This is a genomic window from Roseovarius aquimarinus, assembly GCF_043661195.1.
Lineage (GTDB): Bacteria > Pseudomonadota > Alphaproteobacteria > Rhodobacterales > Rhodobacteraceae > Roseovarius > Roseovarius aquimarinus.
This window is the reverse complement of sequence record NZ_JBIHMM010000002.1, coordinates 311,483-330,832: the sequence shown is the minus strand read 5'-3', so window position 1 is coordinate 330,832 and position 19,350 is coordinate 311,483. Positions and strand designations below refer to the sequence as shown.

General features: G+C 66.4%; 22 protein-coding genes. 10 read left to right on the top strand and 12 right to left on the bottom strand.

The features are described 5' to 3' along the window. Nucleotides 1–47: 47 nt before the first annotated feature. The 4 genes from ACGRVM_RS09040 to ACGRVM_RS09025 all read right to left on the bottom strand — a co-directional run bounded on the left by ACGRVM_RS09040 (nucleotide 48) and on the right by ACGRVM_RS09025 (nucleotide 2,832). Entirely contained in the window at nucleotides 48–1,286 is a 1,239-nt protein-coding gene (locus ACGRVM_RS09040; RefSeq protein WP_377170673.1) for an aspartate kinase, read from the bottom strand. Nucleotides 1,287–1,367: 81 nt separating this feature from the next. After that, nucleotides 1,368–1,784 carry an ACT domain-containing protein gene (locus tag ACGRVM_RS09035; RefSeq protein WP_394624044.1) on the bottom strand — a complete coding sequence of 139 codons (417 nt, stop codon included), beginning with the start codon at nucleotides 1,782–1,784 and terminating at the stop codon, nucleotides 1,368–1,370. Nucleotides 1,785–1,828: 44 nt separating this feature from the next. Further along, on the bottom strand, nucleotides 1,829–2,278 hold the full coding sequence (locus tag ACGRVM_RS09030; RefSeq protein WP_377170677.1) for a DUF1178 family protein: 450 nt from the start codon (nucleotides 2,276–2,278) through the stop codon (nucleotides 1,829–1,831). A gap of 80 nt (nucleotides 2,279–2,358) precedes the next feature. Further along, nucleotides 2,359–2,832: an NUDIX hydrolase gene (locus tag ACGRVM_RS09025; protein ID WP_377170679.1), complete on the bottom strand. Its 474-nt coding sequence runs from the start codon at nucleotides 2,830–2,832 to the stop codon at nucleotides 2,359–2,361. Between the two features lie 181 nt (nucleotides 2,833–3,013). Here ACGRVM_RS09025 and modA point away from each other — a divergent pair, with 181 nt between their 5' ends. From modA to modC, 3 genes are read left to right on the top strand one after another with little or no spacing between them, the layout of a single operon-like run. Continuing rightward, complete coding sequence (gene modA / locus ACGRVM_RS09020; RefSeq protein ID WP_377170681.1) at nucleotides 3,014–3,787, top strand: molybdate ABC transporter substrate-binding protein; 774 nt, start codon at nucleotides 3,014–3,016, stop codon at nucleotides 3,785–3,787. After that, entirely contained in the window at nucleotides 3,787–4,470 is a 684-nt protein-coding gene (modB, locus tag ACGRVM_RS09015) for a molybdate ABC transporter permease subunit (protein WP_377170684.1), read from the top strand. Before modA ends, modB begins: the two co-directional genes overlap by 1 nt. Further along, nucleotides 4,431–5,570 (top strand): molybdenum ABC transporter ATP-binding protein, encoded by a 1,140-nt coding sequence (gene modC / locus ACGRVM_RS09010; RefSeq protein ID WP_394624043.1) that lies wholly within the window; start codon nucleotides 4,431–4,433, stop codon nucleotides 5,568–5,570. The genes modB and modC overlap by 40 nt, the downstream gene beginning before the upstream one ends. Before the next feature lie 78 nt (nucleotides 5,571–5,648). On the opposite strand, the gene ACGRVM_RS09005 is transcribed toward modC, so the two are convergent. The 5 genes from ACGRVM_RS09005 to ACGRVM_RS08985 all read right to left on the bottom strand — a co-directional run bounded on the left by ACGRVM_RS09005 (nucleotide 5,649) and on the right by ACGRVM_RS08985 (nucleotide 11,227). Continuing rightward, a complete protein-coding gene (locus tag ACGRVM_RS09005; RefSeq protein ID WP_377170688.1) occupies nucleotides 5,649–6,644 on the bottom strand; it encodes an ABC transporter ATP-binding protein in 996 nt (331 codons plus the stop codon). Then, on the bottom strand, nucleotides 6,641–7,612 hold the full coding sequence (locus ACGRVM_RS09000; RefSeq protein ID WP_377170690.1) for an ABC transporter ATP-binding protein: 972 nt from the start codon (nucleotides 7,610–7,612) through the stop codon (nucleotides 6,641–6,643). Before ACGRVM_RS09000 ends, ACGRVM_RS09005 begins: the two co-directional genes overlap by 4 nt. Next, nucleotides 7,612–8,520, bottom strand: a complete 909-nt coding sequence (locus ACGRVM_RS08995; RefSeq protein WP_377170692.1) for an ABC transporter permease — start codon at nucleotides 8,518–8,520, stop codon at nucleotides 7,612–7,614. The genes ACGRVM_RS09000 and ACGRVM_RS08995 overlap by 1 nt, the downstream gene beginning before the upstream one ends. Beyond that, nucleotides 8,517–9,503: an ABC transporter permease gene (locus tag ACGRVM_RS08990; protein WP_377170695.1), complete on the bottom strand. Its 987-nt coding sequence runs from the start codon at nucleotides 9,501–9,503 to the stop codon at nucleotides 8,517–8,519. Before ACGRVM_RS08990 ends, ACGRVM_RS08995 begins: the two co-directional genes overlap by 4 nt. A gap of 179 nt (nucleotides 9,504–9,682) precedes the next feature. Continuing rightward, complete coding sequence (locus tag ACGRVM_RS08985; protein ID WP_377170697.1) at nucleotides 9,683–11,227, bottom strand: ABC transporter substrate-binding protein; 1,545 nt, start codon at nucleotides 11,225–11,227, stop codon at nucleotides 9,683–9,685. Between the two features lie 134 nt (nucleotides 11,228–11,361). Between ACGRVM_RS08985 and ACGRVM_RS08980 the strand changes: the two genes are divergently transcribed. The 7 genes from ACGRVM_RS08980 to ACGRVM_RS08950 all read left to right on the top strand — a co-directional run bounded on the left by ACGRVM_RS08980 (nucleotide 11,362) and on the right by ACGRVM_RS08950 (nucleotide 16,816). Next, the gene (locus ACGRVM_RS08980; protein ID WP_377170699.1) at nucleotides 11,362–11,490 is read left to right on the top strand and encodes a hypothetical protein; all 129 of its coding nucleotides are present in this window, start codon (nucleotides 11,362–11,364) and stop codon (nucleotides 11,488–11,490) included. 102 nt (nucleotides 11,491–11,592) lie between these two features. Beyond that, nucleotides 11,593–13,224: an ABC transporter permease gene (locus ACGRVM_RS08975; RefSeq protein WP_377170701.1), complete on the top strand. Its 1,632-nt coding sequence runs from the start codon at nucleotides 11,593–11,595 to the stop codon at nucleotides 13,222–13,224. A 147-nt stretch (nucleotides 13,225–13,371) separates the two neighbouring features. Beyond that, on the top strand, nucleotides 13,372–14,013 hold the full coding sequence (locus ACGRVM_RS08970; protein ID WP_377170703.1) for an ATP-dependent Clp protease proteolytic subunit: 642 nt from the start codon (nucleotides 13,372–13,374) through the stop codon (nucleotides 14,011–14,013). Between the two features lie 133 nt (nucleotides 14,014–14,146). After that, the gene (clpX, locus tag ACGRVM_RS08965; RefSeq protein ID WP_377170705.1) at nucleotides 14,147–15,415 is read left to right on the top strand and encodes an ATP-dependent Clp protease ATP-binding subunit ClpX; all 1,269 of its coding nucleotides are present in this window, start codon (nucleotides 14,147–14,149) and stop codon (nucleotides 15,413–15,415) included. Between the two features lie 164 nt (nucleotides 15,416–15,579). Beyond that, entirely contained in the window at nucleotides 15,580–15,963 is a 384-nt protein-coding gene (locus ACGRVM_RS08960; RefSeq protein ID WP_377170707.1) for an NADH:ubiquinone oxidoreductase subunit NDUFA12, read from the top strand. 26 nt (nucleotides 15,964–15,989) lie between these two features. After that, nucleotides 15,990–16,454, top strand: a complete 465-nt coding sequence (gene mlaD, locus ACGRVM_RS08955; protein WP_377170710.1) for an outer membrane lipid asymmetry maintenance protein MlaD — start codon at nucleotides 15,990–15,992, stop codon at nucleotides 16,452–16,454. After that, nucleotides 16,454–16,816, top strand: a complete 363-nt coding sequence (locus ACGRVM_RS08950; protein ID WP_377171383.1) for a DUF2155 domain-containing protein — start codon at nucleotides 16,454–16,456, stop codon at nucleotides 16,814–16,816. Before mlaD ends, ACGRVM_RS08950 begins: the two co-directional genes overlap by 1 nt. On the opposite strand, the gene aat is transcribed toward ACGRVM_RS08950, so the two are convergent. Genes aat through accB form a run of 3 tightly spaced genes read right to left on the bottom strand, consistent with a single transcriptional unit; the run spans nucleotide 16,771 to nucleotide 19,309 of the window. Then, a complete protein-coding gene (gene aat / locus ACGRVM_RS08945) occupies nucleotides 16,771–17,430 on the bottom strand; it encodes a leucyl/phenylalanyl-tRNA--protein transferase (protein WP_377170712.1) in 660 nt (219 codons plus the stop codon). The two genes, ACGRVM_RS08950 and aat, sit on opposite strands and share 46 nt — an antisense overlap. A 22-nt stretch (nucleotides 17,431–17,452) precedes the next feature. Next, nucleotides 17,453–18,802: an acetyl-CoA carboxylase biotin carboxylase subunit gene (gene accC / locus ACGRVM_RS08940; protein ID WP_377170714.1), complete on the bottom strand. Its 1,350-nt coding sequence runs from the start codon at nucleotides 18,800–18,802 to the stop codon at nucleotides 17,453–17,455. 9 nt (nucleotides 18,803–18,811) lie between these two features. After that, on the bottom strand, nucleotides 18,812–19,309 hold the full coding sequence (gene accB / locus ACGRVM_RS08935) for an acetyl-CoA carboxylase biotin carboxyl carrier protein (RefSeq protein WP_377170716.1): 498 nt from the start codon (nucleotides 19,307–19,309) through the stop codon (nucleotides 18,812–18,814). Nucleotides 19,310–19,350 lie beyond the last annotated feature (41 nt).

Here is a 19,350-nt window from a genome sequence, read left to right as displayed (position 1 = left end):
AGCGCGTCGCCTGTCCGCCGGTCTGTGTGGGGAAGGGGGCGATCGGCTCAGCCCGCCTTTTCCAGCTTGAACGCATCATGCAGCGCCTGCACGGCGAGTTCCATGTATTTCCTGTCGATCAGCACGGAAATCTTGATCTCGGAGGTGGCGATGACCTTGATGTTGATGCCCTCGTCCGAGAGCGTCTTGAACATCTGCGCCGCCACGCCCGACTGGCTGCGCATGCCGATGCCCACGGCCGAGACCTTGGCGACGTCCGTGTCGGCCACGAGGTCCTGATACTCGATCTGGCCGGCGGCAACTGCGTCCTTCAGCGCCTTTTCGGCGCGCATCACCTGATCGGTGGGGCAGGAGAAGGTCATGTCGGTGCGTCCGTCCTCGGAGATGTTCTGAATGATCATGTCGACATTCACGCCCGCATCCGAAAGCGGGCCGAAGATCGCGGCGGCGATGCCGGGGCGGTCGGCCACCGACAGAAGGGTCATCTTGGCCTCGTCGCGGGAATAGGCGATGCCGGTCACAACATTGGATTCCATGATTTCCTCCTCGGCGCAGACAAGGGTGCCGGCGTCATCTGATTGTTCCTCGAAGCTGCTGAGCACGCGCAGCTTGACATTGTAGCGCATCGCCAGCTCGACCGAGCGCGTCTGAAGCACCTTGGCACCGAGGCTGGCCAGCTCCAACATCTCCTCGAAGGCGATGCGGTCGAGCTTGCGGGCCTTGGAGGCGATGCGCGGATCGGTCGTATAGACGCCGTCCACATCGGTGTAGATGTCGCAGCGCTCGGCATGAAACGCGGCGGCGAAGGCGACGGCCGTCGTGTCCGACCCGCCCCGGCCCAGCGTCGTGATGCGGCCCTCGGGGCTGACGCCCTGAAAGCCCGCGACGACGGCGACGCGCATGCCTTGGGCGAACTTTGCCATGATATTCTCGGACGGGATCTCCTCGATGCGCGCGGCGGAATGCGCCGACGTGGTGCGCACCGGCACCTGCCAGCCCTGCCAGCTGCGCGCGGGGATCTCCATCTCCTGCAAGGTCAGCGCCATGAGGCCCGCGGTCACGTTCTCGCCCGAGGAGACAACGGCATCGTATTCGCGCGCGTCGTAGAGCGGCGAGGTCTCGCCCACCCAGCCCACGAGCTCATTCGTCTTGCCCGACATGGCCGACACGATGACGATGACGTCATAGCCCTTGGCCACCTCGACGCCCACGCGCTTGGCGGCGCGGCGGATGCGGTCGAGATTGGCGACGGAGGTGCCGCCGAATTTCATCACGAGAACGGGCATATGGGGCGTCCCTTGGCTGTAATCGCACGCGGTTTACGCGGCGGCGCGGGCGAGGGCAAGGGGATGCACGCGGGCGCGGGATCAGGCGCGCGCCGATCCCGCGGCCTCGCGCGCCATTTCGCCGAGCGCGGTCATCGCGTCGCTGGCGCGGTCTGTCGGCACGAAAAGATGGTCGTGATAATAGCCGGCGACCGGGTTCACACCCATCCCGAGATCGGCGAGCCGCGTCGTCACGCGCGCGAGAAAGCCGACCGCATCGAGCGCGGAATGCACGTCGAGCGTGATCATGCGGCATTCGAAGACATGATCGAGCCCGGCGGCCTCCGCCTCCTCGCGGGTCACGATGATGGTGGTCCCTTCGCCCTCCTGCATGGTCATGCGCGGGGCGAGGCCCTCAGGCACCTCGCGGCCCGGAAGGGTCACGAAGACATAGCTCGCCTCGTCCAGAACCGGCGACATGCCGGCCAGAAGGCGTTTCAGATCGTGCTCGCCTGTCATGATCGGTGTCTTCCTCATCGGCTTTGTTTCAGGGGCACGGCGCGTCAATTCACCTTGCGCGCGGGCATGAAGGGCAGGGGCAGGATCGGCACGCCGTCCTCGATCAGCTTGCGCGCCTCGGCAGGCTTGGCCTCGCCATGGATCGAGCGCGTCGGGGCCTCGCCCTCGTGCATCTGCCGCGCGGCGCGGGCGAAATCGGTGCCGACATACTCGGAATTCGCCTCGATGCGGCGCCGCAGCTCGGCCATGGCGGCCTCGGCGGGCGACGCGGGCGCGGCCAGGGCATGGGCCCGGGGCGCGTCCTTGGGCAAGCGCGCCTCGGTCGTACGGGCGGGGCGCACGCTGGGGGCCATGACGGTCTTGCTCACATCCGTGTCGCCGCAGACCGCGCAGGCGATCATGCCGCGCGATGCGAGCTTTTCATACGCATCCGCGGACTGAAACCAGCTATCGAACCGGTGGTCCTTGCTGCATTTGAGCGAAAACTTGATCATGTCCCAAGCGCCTGATTTCGACTTGCTAGACATAGCCGCAACGCGGCCGAGTTCAAGCGCGCATCACCGCGCGCGGCGGCTCAGACCTTCACGAAGGCAGGGTCGAAATATCTGACCATATGCGCGAGATCCGGCTCCTCGATCAGCGCGGCCGCCTTCTTGGGGCGCAGCCATTTGCGCCGGCGCTCATGCGCCTCGGGATAGTCCGACGCAAGCTCGCGCACCTTGAGTGCGTAGAGCATGGTCACACAGGGAAAATCCTCGCCGTCATCGGTCGTCTTGCGGTAGGAGAACAGCCCGAGGCAGCGGTCATAGACGCGTCCGCGCACGCCCGCCTCTTCCCAGGCCTCGATCTCGGCGCATTCGGTCGGCGTCTTGCCATCCATCGGCCAGCCCTTGGGCACGATCCAGCGCCCCGTGCGGCGGCTGGTCACGAGCAGGATTTCCGGCTTGCCCCGTTTCATGCGGAAGCAGAGCGCACCGAACTGGGTGCGCACGTCGCGTTTGTGCGCATCCGTCAGGTCTATCGGCTCGAGAGCCACTGAAAAATTCATGCTCACGTCGTCGTCTGCTCTACTTGCTGCGCCTGAGGGTCGCACCTCGTTAGCCATCGCCCATATGCGCTTTTGCTCTTGCTTTCATACAGTATATTGCGAACCCTCCCCGAAAACAACCATGTGTGGTGCGCAGAGGGCACATCGAGGCCCCGCTTGCGCATCCCGGATAGGCCAAGGCATGCGAGACGGCACGATCATCCACAGGCGCGCTCTGGCGGGGCGGGTGGCGCTCCTTTGCCTGCTGGCGCTCGTGGCCGCGCCGGCCCCGGCCGCGCCGAAGGTGACGGTCTTCGCCGCCGCCTCGCTGTCGGACGTGCTCGAGAAGATCGCGCAGATCTATCCCGGCGAGGTTGTCGTCTCGGCGTCGGGCAGCGGCACGATCGCGCGGCAGATCGCGCAGGGCGCGCCCGCCGATGCGGTGATTCTCGCCAATGCGGAATGGATGGATTGGCTGGAGGCCGAGGGGCATGTCGCGGCCGGAGCGCGGGTCGATCTGCTGGGTAATCGGCTGGTGCTGATCGCCCCGGCCGGAACGCCCGATCTGCCCGAGACGAGCGCGGCGAGCCTGATCGCGCGGCTGGGTGGAGGGCGGCTCGCGATCGGGCAGACCGAGGGCGTGCCCGCCGGGATCTACGGGCGAGAGTGGCTCGAGGCCGCGGGGCTTTGGGACGCGCTCCGCCCGCATCTCGCGCAGACCGACAATGTGCGCGCGGTGCTCGCGCTGGTCGCGCGGGGCGAGGCGCCCCTCGGCATCGTCTACGCGACCGACGCGGTGGCGGAGCCTTCCGTGCGCGTGCTTCATGAGGTGGGGCAGGCGCTCCACTCGCCCATCGTCTATCCCGCCGCGGCGCTGACGCCCGCGGGCGCCGATTTCATCGCCTTTCTCGATCAGGAGGCGGCCCGCGCCATCTTTGTCGAGGCGGGCTTCCTGCCCCCGGCGGGCGCGCGCTGATGCTGGATGCCGCCGCTCTCGACGCCGTGCTCCTGTCGCTGCGCGTCGCGATCGTCGCGACGCTGTGCAGCCTGCCCTTCGCGGTCGGGGTGGCCTGGCTTCTGGCGCGGCGGCGTTTCTGGGGCCATTCGGCGCTGAGCGCGCTCGTCCATCTGCCACTGGTCCTGCCGCCGGTCGTCACGGGCTATCTGCTCCTCTTGGCTTTCGGGCGGCAGGGCTGGATCGGGGGCGCGTTCGCCGAGATCGGGATCGTCTTCGCCTTTCGCTGGACCGGCGCGGCGCTGGCGGCGGCGATCATGGGCTTTCCCCTGATGGTGCGTGCGATCCGCCTGTCGATCGAGGCGGTCGATCCGGGCCTCGAAGAGGCGGCGGCGACGCTGGGGGCAGGGCGCTGGGGCGTCTTCTGCCGCGTGACGCTGCCGCTGATCGCGCCGGGGCTCTTGGCGGGCGTCGTCATGGGCTTCGCCAAGGCGATGGGGGAATTCGGCGCGACGATCACCTTCGTCGCCAACATCCCCGGCGAGACGCAGACGCTGCCGTCGGCCATCTACGCTTTTCTACAGGTGCCGGGCGGTGAGGGGGCGGCGCTGCGCCTCGTCGCCGTGGCACTGGCGCTGTCGGTCGGCGCGGTGCTGCTGTCGGAATGGCTGGCGCGGCGCATGGCGGCACGGGTGGCGGCATGAGCCTCGGGATCGACATCGCGCACCGGATCGGAGGTTTTGCGCTCGAGGCGGCCTTCGACGCGGGTCCGGGCGTCACTGCGATCTTCGGGCCTTCGGGCTCGGGCAAGACGACCATCGCAAAGGCTGTCGCGGGGCTTATGACGCCCGATGCTGGGCGGATCGATCTGGGCGGCGACACGCTCTTCGATGCGGCGCGGCGCGTGAACCTGCCGCCCGCGCGGCGGCGCGTCGGCGTCGTGTTTCAGGACGGGCGGCTCTTTCCGCATCTCACGGTCGCGCAGAACATCGCCTTCGGGGCGCGGCATGCGCCCAAGGGCGCGCCGGGCCTTGGCGCGGAGGTGATCGAGCGTATCCTCGGCATCGGCGGGCTGATGGCGCGGCGTCCGGCGGGCCTCTCGGGCGGCGAGAAGCAGCGCGTCGCCATCGCCCGCGCGCTCGCCATGCGCCCGCGTCTTCTGCTGATGGACGAGCCTCTGGCGGCACTCGACGGGCCGCGCAAGGACGAGATCCTGCCCTATCTCGAGCGGCTGCGCGATGCGGGCGGCGAGGCCGGTGGCGTGCCGATCGTCTATATCAGCCACGCCGTGTCCGAGATCGCGCGGCTGGCCGACCGGATCGTCGTGCTGCGCGACGGCCGGGTTCTGCGCGCCGGGGCCATGACGGAGGTTTTGAGCGATCCGGCGATGGTGCCGCTCATGGGAGTGCGCGAGGCGGGGTCGGTGCTGATGGCGCGCGTGACCGAGGCGGACCCCGGCGGGCTGAGCCGGCTCGCCTTCGGCGGCGGCGAGCTGCGCCTGCCGGGGATCGCGGCGGAGGTCGGCACCGTCCTGCGCATTCGCATCCTCGCGCAAGACGTGCTGATCGCGCTCGCGAGGCCCACGGGGCTGTCGTCGCGCAACATCCTGCCTGCCACGGTCGAGGCGATGCATCGCGGCGGCGGGCCGGGGGTCGCGCTGTCGCTGCGCCTCGGGGAGGAGCGTATCCTCGCGCGGATCACCTCCGAGGCGATGGACGAGCTGGGCCTCACGCCCGGCACGCCCTGCTTCGCGGTGCTGAAGGCGACGGCGGTCGCGCGGGCCGATATCGGCGCCGCTGGCTAGACCTGTCCGAAAAATGATCCGCGCCGCCGGGTTATCCACCGCGGCGGCGCAAGCGCATGTCGAAACCCTGCAGGGCGCCTATTCGGCGAGATGGCATGCCGCCATCGTGCCGCGATCCCCCACCGGGCGCAGGCGCGGGCGCTCGGCGCGGCAGATATCCTGCGCGATGGGACAGCGCGGCGCGAAGGGGCAGCCCGGCGGCGGGTTCACCGGATCGGGCAACTCGCCCGGCTCGCGCGGGGCATCGAAGGAGCCGCCTTCGAGCCGGGGGATCGCGTCGAGCAGAAGCTGGGTATAGGGATGCTTCGGCTCGGCGAAGATCGCGCCCACCTCGGCCAGCTCCATCACCTGCCCCAGATACATCACCGCCACGCGGTCGCCGAAATGCTCGACCACGCTCAGATCGTGCGTGATGAACATGTAGGTCAGGCCGCGTTCGTCCTGAAGATCGTTGAGAAGATTGAGGATCTGCGCCTGGATCGAGACGTCGAGCGCCGAGATCGGCTCGTCCGCGACGATGAAGGCGGGGTTCGTCACCAGCGCGCGGGCGATGGCGATGCGCTGGCGCTGACCGCCCGAGAATTCATGCGGCAGCTTGCGCTGCCAGCTCTGGTCGCAGCCGGTCGCGTCCAGCACGTTCTCGACTTGGCTGCGCACGTCCGCCTCGGATTTCTCGGGCATCAGATGGCGGATCGGCTCGGCGAGGGTCTGGAACACCGTGCGGCGCGGATTGAGCGACGCATAGGGGTTCTGAAACACCATCTGCATGTCGGCGCGGATCGGCTTGCGCGCCTCCTCGCCCATCGTGTCGATGCGGCGGCCCTCGAAGTAGATCTCGCCCGCCGACGGCGTGAGCAGGCCCATGATCGCGCGCCCGAGCGTGGTCTTGCCGCAGCCGCTCTCGCCCACGACGCAGAAGGTTTCGCCCTTCTCGATTCGTAGATCGACGCCCGAGAGGGCATGCAGGACCGGCTTTTCGCGGCTCAGGAAATGCGTCGGCAGGTTGAAGCGCAGCTCGAGCCCCTTGGTCTCGACGATGGGCGTGCCGGTGTCTTCTGTCGCGGATGAGGTCATTCTGCGGTCTCCGCATTCTCGTGCATGGGGTGATAGCAGGCCACGCCCTGCGTGAGCGGCGGCATCGAGGCGCGGCATTCCTCCGTCGCCCGCTCGCAGCGCGGGTGATAGGGGCAGCCCGAGGGCAGGTTGGTGATGGGGGGCATCGAGCCGGGGATCTGGTAGAGCTTGGCGCCCTTGGTGCTGTTCTGCGGCAGCGCTTTCAGAAGGCCGACGGCATAGGGATGCTTCGGCGCGTCGATGATGTCGCGCGTGCGGCCCGTCTCGACGCATTTGCCGGCATACATGATCATGATGCGCTCGGTCACCTCGGCGACGACGCCCAGATCATGGGTGATGAGGATGAGCGCCACGTCATTCTCGCGGCAGAGCCGCAGGATGAGCGACATGATCTCGGCCTGGATCGTCACGTCGAGCGCCGTTGTCGGCTCGTCCGCGATGATGAGTTCGGGATCCGTCAGCAGGGCGATGGCGATGACCACGCGCTGACGCAGGCCGCCCGACAGCTCGTGCGGGTAGGCGTCCATGCGGCTCTCGGCCGAGGGAATGGCGACCAGTTTCAGCTTCTCGACGCAGAGGCGATGCGCCTCGCGGGTCGAGATGCTGCGATGCGCCTTGAGCGTTTCGATCATCTGCTGGCCGATGCTGAGCACTGGGTTCAGCGTGACCATAGGGTCCTGGAAGATCATCGAGATGCGGTTGCCACGGATGCGGCGGATCTGCCGCTCCGAAAGCTCGAGCAGGTTCTGGCCGTCGAAGGTGACGGAGCCTTGCGTGACGCGCCCCGGCTCGGCGATGAGATTGAGGATCGCGAAGGCGAGCATCGACTTGCCTGCGCCCGATTCGCCCACGACGCCGAGGCGCTGGCCCTTTTCGAGCACCAGATCGACGCCGCGCAGGGCCTCGACCTCGCCCTTCTTGCCGCGCGGGAAGGCGACATGCAGATCCTTGACTTCGAGAAGTGCCATCAGTCGTCCCCCCGGCGCAGTTTCGGGTTGAGCACGTCGCGCAGCCAGTCCCCCAGAAGGTTGAGGGCGAGCACCAGCGTGACGAGCACGATCGCGGGATAGAGCGTGATCCACCACGAGCCCGAGAAGATGAATTCGAAGCCCGAGCGGATCAGCGAGCCGAGCGACGGCTTGTCCGTGGGCATGCCGAGGCCGAGAAAGCTCAGCGCCGCTTCGGTCATGATCGCCTCGGCGACCTGGATGGTCGAGATGACCAGCACCGGCGTCAGCGTGTTGGGCAGGATGTGGCCCCACATCACCTTGCGCGCGGGCAGGCCGATCACGCGGGCCGCATCGACATATTCCTTGCCCTTCTCGCCCAGCACCGACGAGCGCACGGTGCGCGCGAATTTCGGCCATTCGGCGACGCCGATGATGAGGATCAGCATGATGATCGCATAGTCGGCGTAGATATTGGCGTCGAAGGCCGCCTTGAAGAGGGCCAGCGCGATGATGGCGATCATCAGCGTCGAGAGCGACATCTGGATATCAGCCATGCGCATCAGGAAACTGTCGACCCAGCCGCCGCGATAGCCGGCCCAGAGGCCGAGGCTGACGCCGAGGATCGCCTGCACGAAGACGGCGCCGATCCCGATCAGCAGGCTGATGCCGGTGCCGTAGAGGATGGTCGAGAAGACGCCGCGGCCCTGCGCATCGGTGCCGAGCCAAAAGCGCTCGTCCCCGCCTTCGCGCCAGGAGGGCGGCATCTCGCTGTCCATGATGTTGAGCTGCATCAGGTCATAGGGGTTCTGCGGTGCGATCCAGGGCGCGAGGACGGCCAGCGTGACGAGAACCAGAAGGACGAATCCGGCGCCGATGGCGACGGGGTCCGACAGGAAGCGTTTGAGAAATCCTTGCCAGGTGATCATGACTTGGCCCCCGGAAGTTTCACCATCGGATTGATGAGTGTGTAAATGAAGTCGACGATGGTGTTCACGACCACGAAGATCAGCCCGACGACGATGATGTAGGCGATGATGAGCGGGGTATCGACGCGGTTCACCGCCTCGAGGAAGAGAAAGCCCATGCCCGGCCATTGAAAGACCGTTTCGGTCAGAATCGTGTAGGCGATGAGCGTGCCGATCATAAGGCCGCCCACCGTGACGACAGGGAGCAGCGTGTTGCGGAAGGCGTGGACATAGCGCACGCGCGGCGTCGAGAGGCCCTTGGCGCGGGCGAAGCGCACGTAATCGGTGCCCATCGCCTCCATCATCTCGGCCCGGATGAGGCGGATGAAGAGCGGCAACATGATCGAGCTGAGCGCGATCGAGGGCAGGATGAGGTGCGAGAGGCCATCGAGCGTCAGAAGGCCCGTGTCCCAGCCCCAGGGCAGCTCGACCGTGTCACCGCGTCCGAAGGCCGGCAGCCAGCCCAGCTCGACCCCGAAGAGCCAGACCAAGAGGATGGCCGTCAGGAAGACCGGGATGGAAATGCCGACGATCGAGGCGGTCATGATGGTCTTGGCGAGCCATTTCTCGCGGTTGATCGCGCAGTAGATGCCGCCCGGAATGCTGAGCGACAGGAAGATCACGACGGAGCCGAGGACCAGCTCGAACGTCGCGGGAAACTTGTCCATGATCACGTCGAGCGCTGGACGCTTGAAGAAATAGGACGTGCCCAGATCGCCCTGCACGGCATTGCCGAGAAAGCGCCCGTATTGCACGAGAAAGCTGTCGTTGAGGCCCAGCTCGTCGCGGAGCGCCTCGCGCTCGGCTTCGGAGACGGATTGGCCGACGAGTTCGCGCAACGGATCGCCCAGATTGTCCTGGATCGAGAACCCGATGAGCGAGATGACGAACATCACGATCACCGCCTGAATGGCGCGCCGGATGAGAAAGGCGAGAATATGCATGGTGCTTTTACGTCTCTGGCGGCTGCTGGAGGGGCGTTCTTGCAAGCGGCCCCGAAATCCGGCGCCGTCTAGGCCGGGCGGGGCGGCGCGTCAACCCGAGGGGCAGGGTGACGCGGCGGAGGTCTGCTGAGGACAGACGAAGGATGGCGGGCCGGATCGCTCCGGCCCGCCATTTAAACTCATTCCTCGATGACGAGATCGCCCAGATAGGGGAAATCCATCACGTTGAGGACGGGCTCGATATCGACGCCCTTGCGGGCCGCCCATGCGAGGTCCTGCCAATGCAGCGGGATGTAGGCCGCCTCGTCATAGAGGATCTGCTCGACTTCCTGGAGCATCTCCGCGCGCTTGGCGGGGTCCGTCTCGGTCAGCGATGCCATGGTCAGCTCGTCCACCCGCGCATTCGAGTAGTTGCCCGAGTTGTACTGACCTTTGCCGGTGTCGGCGTTCGGCGTCATGTTGAGGAATTCGTAGAAGTTGGCCGAATCCTCGGTATCGGCGTGCCAGCCGATCATCATGATGTCCGCCGCGCGCTCGTCGAACTGGGGCCAGTACTGCGCCTTGGGCATCGTGGTCAGATCGACGTCGATCTTGATCTGCGCCAGCATCGCTGCCGCCGCTTCACAGATCTTGTAGTCGTTCACGTAGCGGTTGTTCGGGCACATCATGCTGGCCGAGAAGCCATCGGCATAGCCGGCCTCTTCCATCAGCGCGCGGGCCTTCTCCAGATCGAAGCGCGGCTCGAGGCTGGGATTGTGGCCCAGATAGCCCTCGGGCGAGTTCTGCGCGGCGACCGTGCCGAAGCCCTTCATGATCTTGTCGACGATGCCGGCGTTGTTGATCGCGTGGTCGATGGCGAGGCGGACCTGCTGGTTCGCCAGCGCCTCGTTCCGCTCCTGGTTCAGCTGGAGCGTGATGACCCGCGTGCCCGACATGGTGATGAGATTGGTGTTCTCGTCATTCTCGATGCGCTCGAGATCGGTGGGCGGCACGGGCGCGATGAAATCGACATCGCCCGACAGGAGCGCCGCGACGCGCGTCGGCGCTTCCTTGATCGGCGTCAGGATCGCGGTCTGCACGTTGCCCGGGCTTTCGGTGTCCCAGTAATCGCCGAAGCGCTCGAACACGACGCGCACGCCCTGCTCGCGCTCGGCGACGGTGAAGGGGCCGGTCCCCGAGATGTTCTTGGACGCGAAGCTGTCACCATGCTTGGCGATCTCGGCGCCGCCTTCCTCGTAGAACTTCTTGTCCATCGGGAAGACATAGGTCGCGGTGTGCAGGACCAGCGGGTTCGGGCCGTCGGTCTTGATCTCGATCGTGTAGTCGTCCAGCGCCTCGACAGAGGTCCAGGCCGAGAAGATGCCTTTGAAATCCGGCGAGGATTTCAGGCGCTCGATCGTCCAGACCACGTCTTCGGCGGTCATCTCGTTGCCGGAGTGGAACTTGACGCCTTCGCGCAGCATGAAGCGCATCGTGGTGTCGTCGACACGCTCCCATTCCGGGGCGAGGCGGCCGTCGAAGCCCAGATCCTTATTCCAGCGCACGAGCGGGTCGAAGACCATGTGGCTGAGCTGAAGCGTGCCGCCCGAAAGCTGCTCGTGCGGATCGAGCGAGACGGGGTCGGCGTCATAGGCGAAGTTGAGCGTCTGCGCGGAGGCGAGCGTCGCCGCACCCATGAGCAGAGCGGTCGCCGAAGCCGTGGCGAGGTGTCTGAGTGTTTTCATGATGATCTCCCTGATCGTGATCGCGGCGGTGGCGATCGTTGCCGTCCCGCCTTGGCGATGTGGAAAGGTGTCCCGATTCTCGGAGCATGTAAAGACAGCCATTCCGTGTGCTTGACGTAACGTAGGATGAAATTATGAGAAAAATCAGCGCGCTGGAACGCAACAATTTTGCGCGGGCGGTGCGAATCGGCGTGGGCCGGCTCGGGGCCGCCTCGGGCAAAGCGGCGGGCCGGCTGCTTGACCCCACCGGGCGGGCGCAATAGTGATCGAAATACTCAAGTATTGGCGCGCATCGTCCTGGCCGGCCCCGCTCGGCCTTCCGTGCGGGCGTCGCCGCGCGGGGCCGGGAGGCGAAGGGCAGGCAAGTGACGGAACGGCTGATGAACCGGATGGCGTGGCTCGTCGCCGCGCTCTGCGTGGCGCCGATCGTCGCGGCCGCGCTGGCGGCGCTGGGCGGCGATCTCGATACGTGGCGCAACGTGCTCTCCTCGGTTCTGCCGCGCTACACGGTGACGACGCTCGCGCTCGTGGTGATCGTGGGCGCCGGCGCGGCGATCATCGGAACCTCGACGGCCTGGCTCGTGACGGTCTACCGCTTTCCGGGCGTGCGCTGGCTCGAGGTGGCGCTGGCGCTGCCGCTCGCCTTTCCGGCCTATGTTCTGGCCTACGCCTACACCTCGCTGCTCGATCATCCCGGCCCGGTGCAGTCCCTGTTGCGCGACGTGACCGGCTGGGGGCCGCGCGACTACTGGTTTCCCGAGATCCGAAGCCTAGGCGGCGCGGCGCTGATGCTGGTGATGGTGCTTTATCCTTATGTCTACCTGCTGGCGCGCGCCTCCTTTCGCCAGCAAAGCTCGAACGCGTTTCTCGTCGCGCGCACGCTCGGGCGCTCGCCTCTGGCCGCGTTCCGCGCGGTGGCGCTGCCGATGGCGCGCCCGGCCATCGTGGGCGGCACGCTTCTGGTGGTGATGGAGACGATCGCCGATTTCGGCACCGTCGCCTTCTTCAACGTGCAGACCTTCGCGACCGGCATCTATCAGGCGTGGTTCAGCCTTGGCGACAGGGCGGCGGCGGCGCAGCTCTCGCTCTGCCTTCTGACCTTCGCGCTGCTCCTCGCCGGGCTGGAGCGGGCGCAGCGCGGCAGCGTGCGGCGCGCGGCGGGCGGCGGCGCGCGGTTCGAGGTTCTGACGAAGCCGCTGCTGACCGGCTGGCGCGCTTGGGGCGCGGTGGCGATCTGCACGCTGCCGGTTCTGCTCGGCTTTCTCGTGCCGGTCGTCATGCTCGGCCTCATGGCCTGGGGGTCGGGCCAGAGCGTGCTCGAGGCGCGCTATCTCGGGTTCATGAGCAATTCGGTGCTGCTCGCGATGGTGGCGTCCGTCCTGACCGTGCTCGGCGCGATCCTGATCGGTTTTCGCGCGCGCACCCGGCCCGACCGGACGTCGCGCGGCCTCGTCGTCGGGGCGGGGCTCGGCTATGCGGTGCCGGGCGGGGTGATCGCCGTGGGGCTGATGGTGCCGCTCGCGGGTCTCGACAATGCCATCGACCGGTTCATGGAGGCGAATTTCGGCATCGATACCGGGCTGCTCATCACCGGCTCGATCTGGCTGATGGTGCTGGCCTACATGGCGCGGTTCATGGCCGCCGCGCTCAACGCCTATGACAGCGGCATGGCGACGGTGCCCAGCCATTACGACGCCATCGCGCGCAGCCTCGGGCAGGGGCGGGCGCGGCTTTTGTGGCGGGTCCATCTGCCGGTGGCCAAGACCTCGGTTCTCACGGCCCTTCTGATCGTCTTCGTCGATGTGATGAAGGAGCTGCCCGCGACGCTCATCCTGCATCCGTTCAATTTCGAGACGCTGGCCGTGCAGGCCTATCGCCTCGCCGCGGACGAGCGGCTGCGCGAGGCGGCGGTGCCGTCGCTGGCGCTCGTCGCCTTCGGGCTGATCCCGGTGCTTTTGCTGTGCCGCACCATCGGGCGCGAAAGTGCCGAGGGCTGAGCGCGCGCCTGCGGCAGAGCGGCGCGGCGACCCGGCGGCAAGGGGACAATTCAGGCCGGTCCCCTTGCGGGTGGGTTGGCGCGGCACTAAGACTTCGTTAGGAATGATCCGCTAGACGGCGGACGCACTCAGCAGGCAAGGCGGATTATGAAAGACCCGATGGACATCTACATGAACACCCTCGTGCCTATGGTGGTCGAACAGACCAGCCGGGGCGAGCGTGCCTACGACATCTTCTCGCGCCTGCTGAAGGAGCGGATCATCTTTCTGAACGGGCCCGTGCATGACGGCATGTCGAGCCTGATCGTGGCGCAGCTTCTGCATCTCGAGGCGGAGAACCCGTCGAAAGAGATCAGCATGTACATCAACAGCCCCGGCGGCGTGGTGACGAGCGGCCTGTCGATCTATGACACGATGCAGTATATCCGCCCCAAGGTCTCGACGCTGGTCATCGGCCAGGCGGCCTCGATGGGCTCGCTTCTGTTGACCGCGGGCGCGCCCGGCATGCGCTTCTCGCTGCCCAACAGCCGCATCATGGTCCACCAGCCCTCGGGCGGCTACCAGGGCCAGGCGACGGACATCATGATCCATGCCGAAGAGACGCTGAAGCTCAAGAAGCGCCTCAACGAGATCTACGTCAAGCATACCGGCCAGACGCTCAAGAAGGTCGAGGACGCGCTCGAGCGGGACAATTTCATGTCGCCCGAGGACGCCAAGAACTGGGGCTTGATCGACGAGATCGTCGAAAACCGCGCCAAGCCCGAGGACGAGGAAAAGCCCAAGTCCTAAAGGGCGCGGCGGGCACCGGCCCGCGCGGCATTTTGCGATTGTCGCCGCTCGGTGCCTGCCATAAGCTAAGAAAAACGGCGGTCGGACCCGGCTTTGGCCCCCGATTTGCAACGCATCGCTTGAAAGGTAGAACATGTCGAATAGTTCAGGCAGCGACAGCAAGAACACCCTCTATTGCAGCTTTTGTGGCAAGAGCCAGCATGAGGTGCGCAAGCTGATCGCGGGGCCGACCGTGTTCATCTGTGACGAATGCGTCGAGCTGTGCATGGACATCATCCGCGAGGAGACCCGCAGCGCGGGCCTCAAGTCGTCCGAGGGCGTTCCCGCCCCGCGCGAGATCTGCGACGTCCTGGATGATTACGTGATCGGTCAGTTCACCGCCAAGCGGGTGCTGTCGGTCGCCGTGCACAACCACTACAAGCGGCTCAACAACTCGGGCAAATCCGGGGATATCGAGCTTCAGAAATCCAACATCATGCTGATCGGCCCCACCGGCTGCGGCAAGACGCTTCTGGCCCAGACGCTGGCGCGCATTCTCGATGTGCCGTTCACGATGGCCGACGCGACGACGCTGACCGAGGCGGGCTATGTCGGCGAGGATGTCGAGAACATCATCCTCAAGCTGCTTCAGGCCTCGGAATACAATGTCGAACGCGCGCAGCGCGGCATCGTTTATATCGACGAGGTCGACAAGATCACGCGCAAGTCCGAGAACCCGTCGATCACCCGCGACGTGTCGGGCGAGGGCGTGCAGCAGGCGCTTCTCAAGCTGATGGAAGGCACCGTCGCCGCCGTGCCGCCGCAGGGCGGGCGCAAGCATCCGCAGCAGGAATTCCTGCAGGTGGACACGACGAACATCCTCTTCATCTGCGGCGGCGCCTTCGCGGGTCTCGACAAGATCATCTCGGCGCGCGGCAAGGGCAGCGCGATGGGCTTTGGCGCGGATGTGCGCGACAAGGACGACCGCGGCATCGGCGAGGTCTTCAAGGATCTCGAGCCCGAGGATCTGCTGAAATTCGGCCTCATCCCCGAATTCGTCGGCCGTCTGCCGGTGATCGCGACGCTCGAGGATCTGGACGAGGACGCGCTCATCACCATCCTCACCCAGCCCAAGAACGCGCTGGTCAAGCAATATCAGCGCCTCTTCGAGCTGGAGAACGCGCAACTGACCTTCACCGACGACGCGCTGACCGCCATCGCCAAGCGCGCGATCAAGCGCAAGACCGGCGCGCGGGGCCTGCGCTCGATCCTCGAGGACATTCTGCTCGACACGATGTTCGAGCTGCCCAGCATGGAGAATGTCGAGGAAGTGATCGTCAACGAAGAGGCGGTCACATCGGGCGCCAAGCCGCTGATGATCTACGCCGAGAGCGCCAAGAAAGAGGGCGCGTCGGCGGGCTGATCCGCGGCAAATCGAGACGCGATCGAGGGCAGGCCGCCGGGCCTGCCCTTTTTCGTATCCGCCCGCCCGCTTCGGCGGGATTCTGGCGCCATTCCGCCGTCTGCCCCACTGGACCTTTGCCCGCCGATGCGCCATATCAGGAGCAACGACCTTCGGAGGACGACATGGGCATTCTCAACACGCTGCTGCGCGCCGTCACCTGGTGGAACGGCCAGACGCTGAACACTCAGCTCTATACCTGGCGCCGCGGCGTCAAGGTGGGCGAGGACAGCCAAGGCAACATCTTCTACCGCTCCAAGGATGGCGACCGCCGCTGGGTCATCTACAATGGCGAGGCCGAGGCGAGCCGGGTCAGCCCCGAATGGCATGGCTGGCTGCATCACACCTATCAGGACCCGCCGACCGAGGCGCCCTTGACCCGCCAGCCCTGGGAAAAGCCGCATCTCGAGAACCTGACCGGCACCGCGCTGGCCTATGCGCCCGCCGGCTCCATCCGCCGCAGCGAGCCGAAGCAGCGCAGCGATTACGAGGCATGGCGCCCCGAATAACGCCGCGCCCCCAGCAGAGAGCGATCATGGCAGAGAACAAGAGCGAAATCATCGCGGGCGCAGTTGTGCTGGCCGTCGCCGTCGGCTTCGTCGTCTATGCGGGCAAGCTGACGGGCGCGTCCGCCGGCGGCGACAGCTATGAGCTGAGCGCCTCTTTTCGCTCGGCTGACGGGATCACCGTTGGAACGGATGTGCGCCTTGCCGGCGTGAAGGTGGGCCGCGTGACCTCGATGGAGCTCGATCCGCAGACCTACCGCGCCGGCACCACGATCAGCGTGGCCGAGGGGATCGACGTGCCCGACGACAGCGCGCTCGCCATCTCCTCCGAGGGGCTGCTGGGCGGCAATTACGTCGAGATCCTGCCGGGCGGCTCGCCCATGTATTTCGCGCCGGGCGACCAGATCGAATTCACCCAAGGCTCGGTCAGTCTCGTCTCGCTCCTGATGAAGTTCGTCGGCGACGACGATGCGGCGGCGGCGCCGTCCGAATGATGCGGACGGCCCTCGCGCTGGCGCTCGCCGCCCTTTTGCCGGGGCTGGCAAACGCGCAGGAGAACGCCGAGCAGGGCGTCGGCGCCGTGCTGCGCGGGCTCGAGAAGGTGTCGGGCGATATCGTGGACATGACGCTCAGCCCCGGCGACGCGGCCCGGATCGGGCCGCTCACCGTGGAGCTGCGTGAATGCCGCTACCCGCAGGGCGATCCGGCGGCGGATGCCTTCGCCTTCCTCACCATCCGGGACGAGACCGTGGCCGAGCCGATCTTTTCGGGTTGGATGGTCGCGTCGTCACCGGCGCTCAACGCGCTCGATCATCCGCGATTCGACGTCTGGGTCCTGCGTTGCAGGACCGAGTGAGGCGACGGATCGAGCGGCACGCGCCGTATATCCGCAGGTGAGTTGAGCGCGGTTGCGAGCGCGCTGCGATAGGCCGCGCGGCTTATCTCGATGGCGCCGAGGCTGGCCAGATGCTCGGTGATGAACTGTGTGTCGAAAAGCAGATAGCCGCAGCGATGCAGATGGTCGATGAGATGGACCAGCGCGAGTTTCGAGCCGCCCGTGCCGCGTGAGAACATGCTCTCCCCGAAGAACGCGGCGCCGATGCTCACGCCGTAGACACCGCCCATGAGCGCGCCCTCGGCCCGGACCTCGAGCGAATGGGCATGCCCCAAGCGGTGCAGCGCGACGTATTGATCGCGGATTTCGGAGTTGATCCATGTCTCGGGCCGGTCGGCGCAGGCATCGACGACCGCGCCGAAATCACGGTCGAGCGAGACCTCGTAGCCGCCGCGCCGCATCTGCTTGGCGAGGCTGCGCGAGATGTGCGGGCCGTCCAGGGGCATGACGCCCCGGCGGCGCGGATCGACCCAGAAGATCTCGGGATCGTCGCGGCCCTCGGACATCGGGAAGATGCCCGAGGCATAGGCGTTGAGCAGAAGGTCCGGCGTCAGCGAAAAGTCGGCATCCTTCATCTCGCGCTCCCGGCAACGCGCGTCAGCCGCGCAGATTCGTCTCCAGCCAGTGCTCCAGCCAGTGGATATTGTAGTCCCCCGATTGCACATCCGCATCCTGCAAAAGCGCGTGGAAGAGCGGCACCGTGGTATCGACGCCGTCCACGATCAACTCGCCGAGGGCCCGGTTAAGACGCGCGAGCGCGGCGGGTCGGTCGGCGGCATGCACGATCAGCTTGCCGATGAGCGAATCGTAATAGGGCGGGATGCTGTAGCCATCGTAGAGCGCGCTATCCATGCGCACGCCCAAACCGCCCGGCGCGTGAAACTGCGTGATGCGGCCCGGACGGGGCGAGAATTCCGGCAGCTTCTCGGCGTTGATGCGCACTTCGATGGCATGGCCGTTGATCTTGAGGTCGTCCTGCTGGAATTCCATGTCCAGCCCCGCCGCCACGCGGATCTGCTGGCGCACGAGATCGACGCCGAAGATCGCCTCGGTCACCGGATGCTCGACCTGCAGGCGCGTATTCATCTCGATGAAGTAGAACTCGCCGTTCTCGTAGAGAAATTCGATCGTGCCGGCGCCGGTATAGTTGATGCGCGCCACGGCGTCGGCGCAGATCTTGCCGATGCGGTCGCGCTCTTCTTGCGTGATCGACGGACCGGGCGCCTCTTCGAAGACCTTCTGGTGGCGCCGCTGGAGCGAGCAGTCGCGCTCGCCCAGATGCACGGCGCGGCCCTTGCCGTCGCCGAATACCTGGATCTCGATATGGCGGGGCGTCGTCAGGTATTTCTCGATATAGACTTCGTCATTGCCGAAATTCGATTTGCCCTCGGCGCGCGCGGTCTGGAAGGCGCGCTCCATCTCGGCGGCGCTCTGCGCCACTTTCATACCCTTGCCGCCGCCGCCCGCCGTGGCCTTGATGATGACCGGATAGCCGATCTCGTCACCGATGCGCTTGGCCTCGGCGAGATTGGCGACGCCGCCCTCGCTGCCCGGAACGCAGGGCACGCCGAGTTGCTTCATCGTGTCCTTGGCGGTGATCTTGTCGCCCATGACGCGGATATGCTCGGCGGTGGGGCCGATGAAGGTCAGGCCGTGATCCTCGACGATCTGCACGAAGGTCGCGTTTTCCGACAGAAAGCCATAGCCCGGATGGATCGCCTGCGCGCCCGTGACCTCGCAGGCCGCGATGATCGCGGGGATGCTCAGATAGCTGTCGGTGCTGGCGGGCGGGCCGATGCAGACGCTCTCGTCGGCCATGCGCACATGCATCGCATCGGCGTCGGCGGTCGAATGCACGGCGACCGTGTGAATGCCCATCTCGCGCGCGGCGCGGATGACCCGCAGGGCGATTTCGCCCCGGTTGGCGATGAGGATCTTGTCGAACATGGGTGTGCCTTACTCGATGATCATCAGGGGCGCGCCGTATTCCACGGCGCCGCCATCCTCGACGAGGATACGCTTGACCGTGCCGGCGCGGGGGGCCGGAATGTGGTTCATCGTCTTCATCGCCTCGATGATCAGGAGCGTGTCGCCCTCGCTGACCTTGTCGCCGACCGACACGAAGGCGGGCGCGCCCGGCTCGGCCTGGGTATAGACCGTGCCGACCATGGGCGATGTCACCGCGCCCGGATGGCTGGCCGGATCCTCGCCCTGCGCGGGCGCGGCTGCGGCGGCGGGGGCCGATGCGGCACCGGCGGCGGGGGCCTGCTGGGCCGGGGCGGGGGCGTAATATTGCTGCGGGGCGGCCTCGGTCCTGCGGCTGACGCGCACGTTCAGGCTGTCGTCCTCGCCATAATCGCGCTTGACCTGAAGCTCGGTCAGGTCGTTCTCGTTCAGGAGTTCGGCCAGCGCCTTGATGAAGGCGACATCGTCGTCATGCGTGGTCTTGGGCATCGTTGGTCCTCAAACGGCTTGCGCCCGTTTGGCGCTTTGTG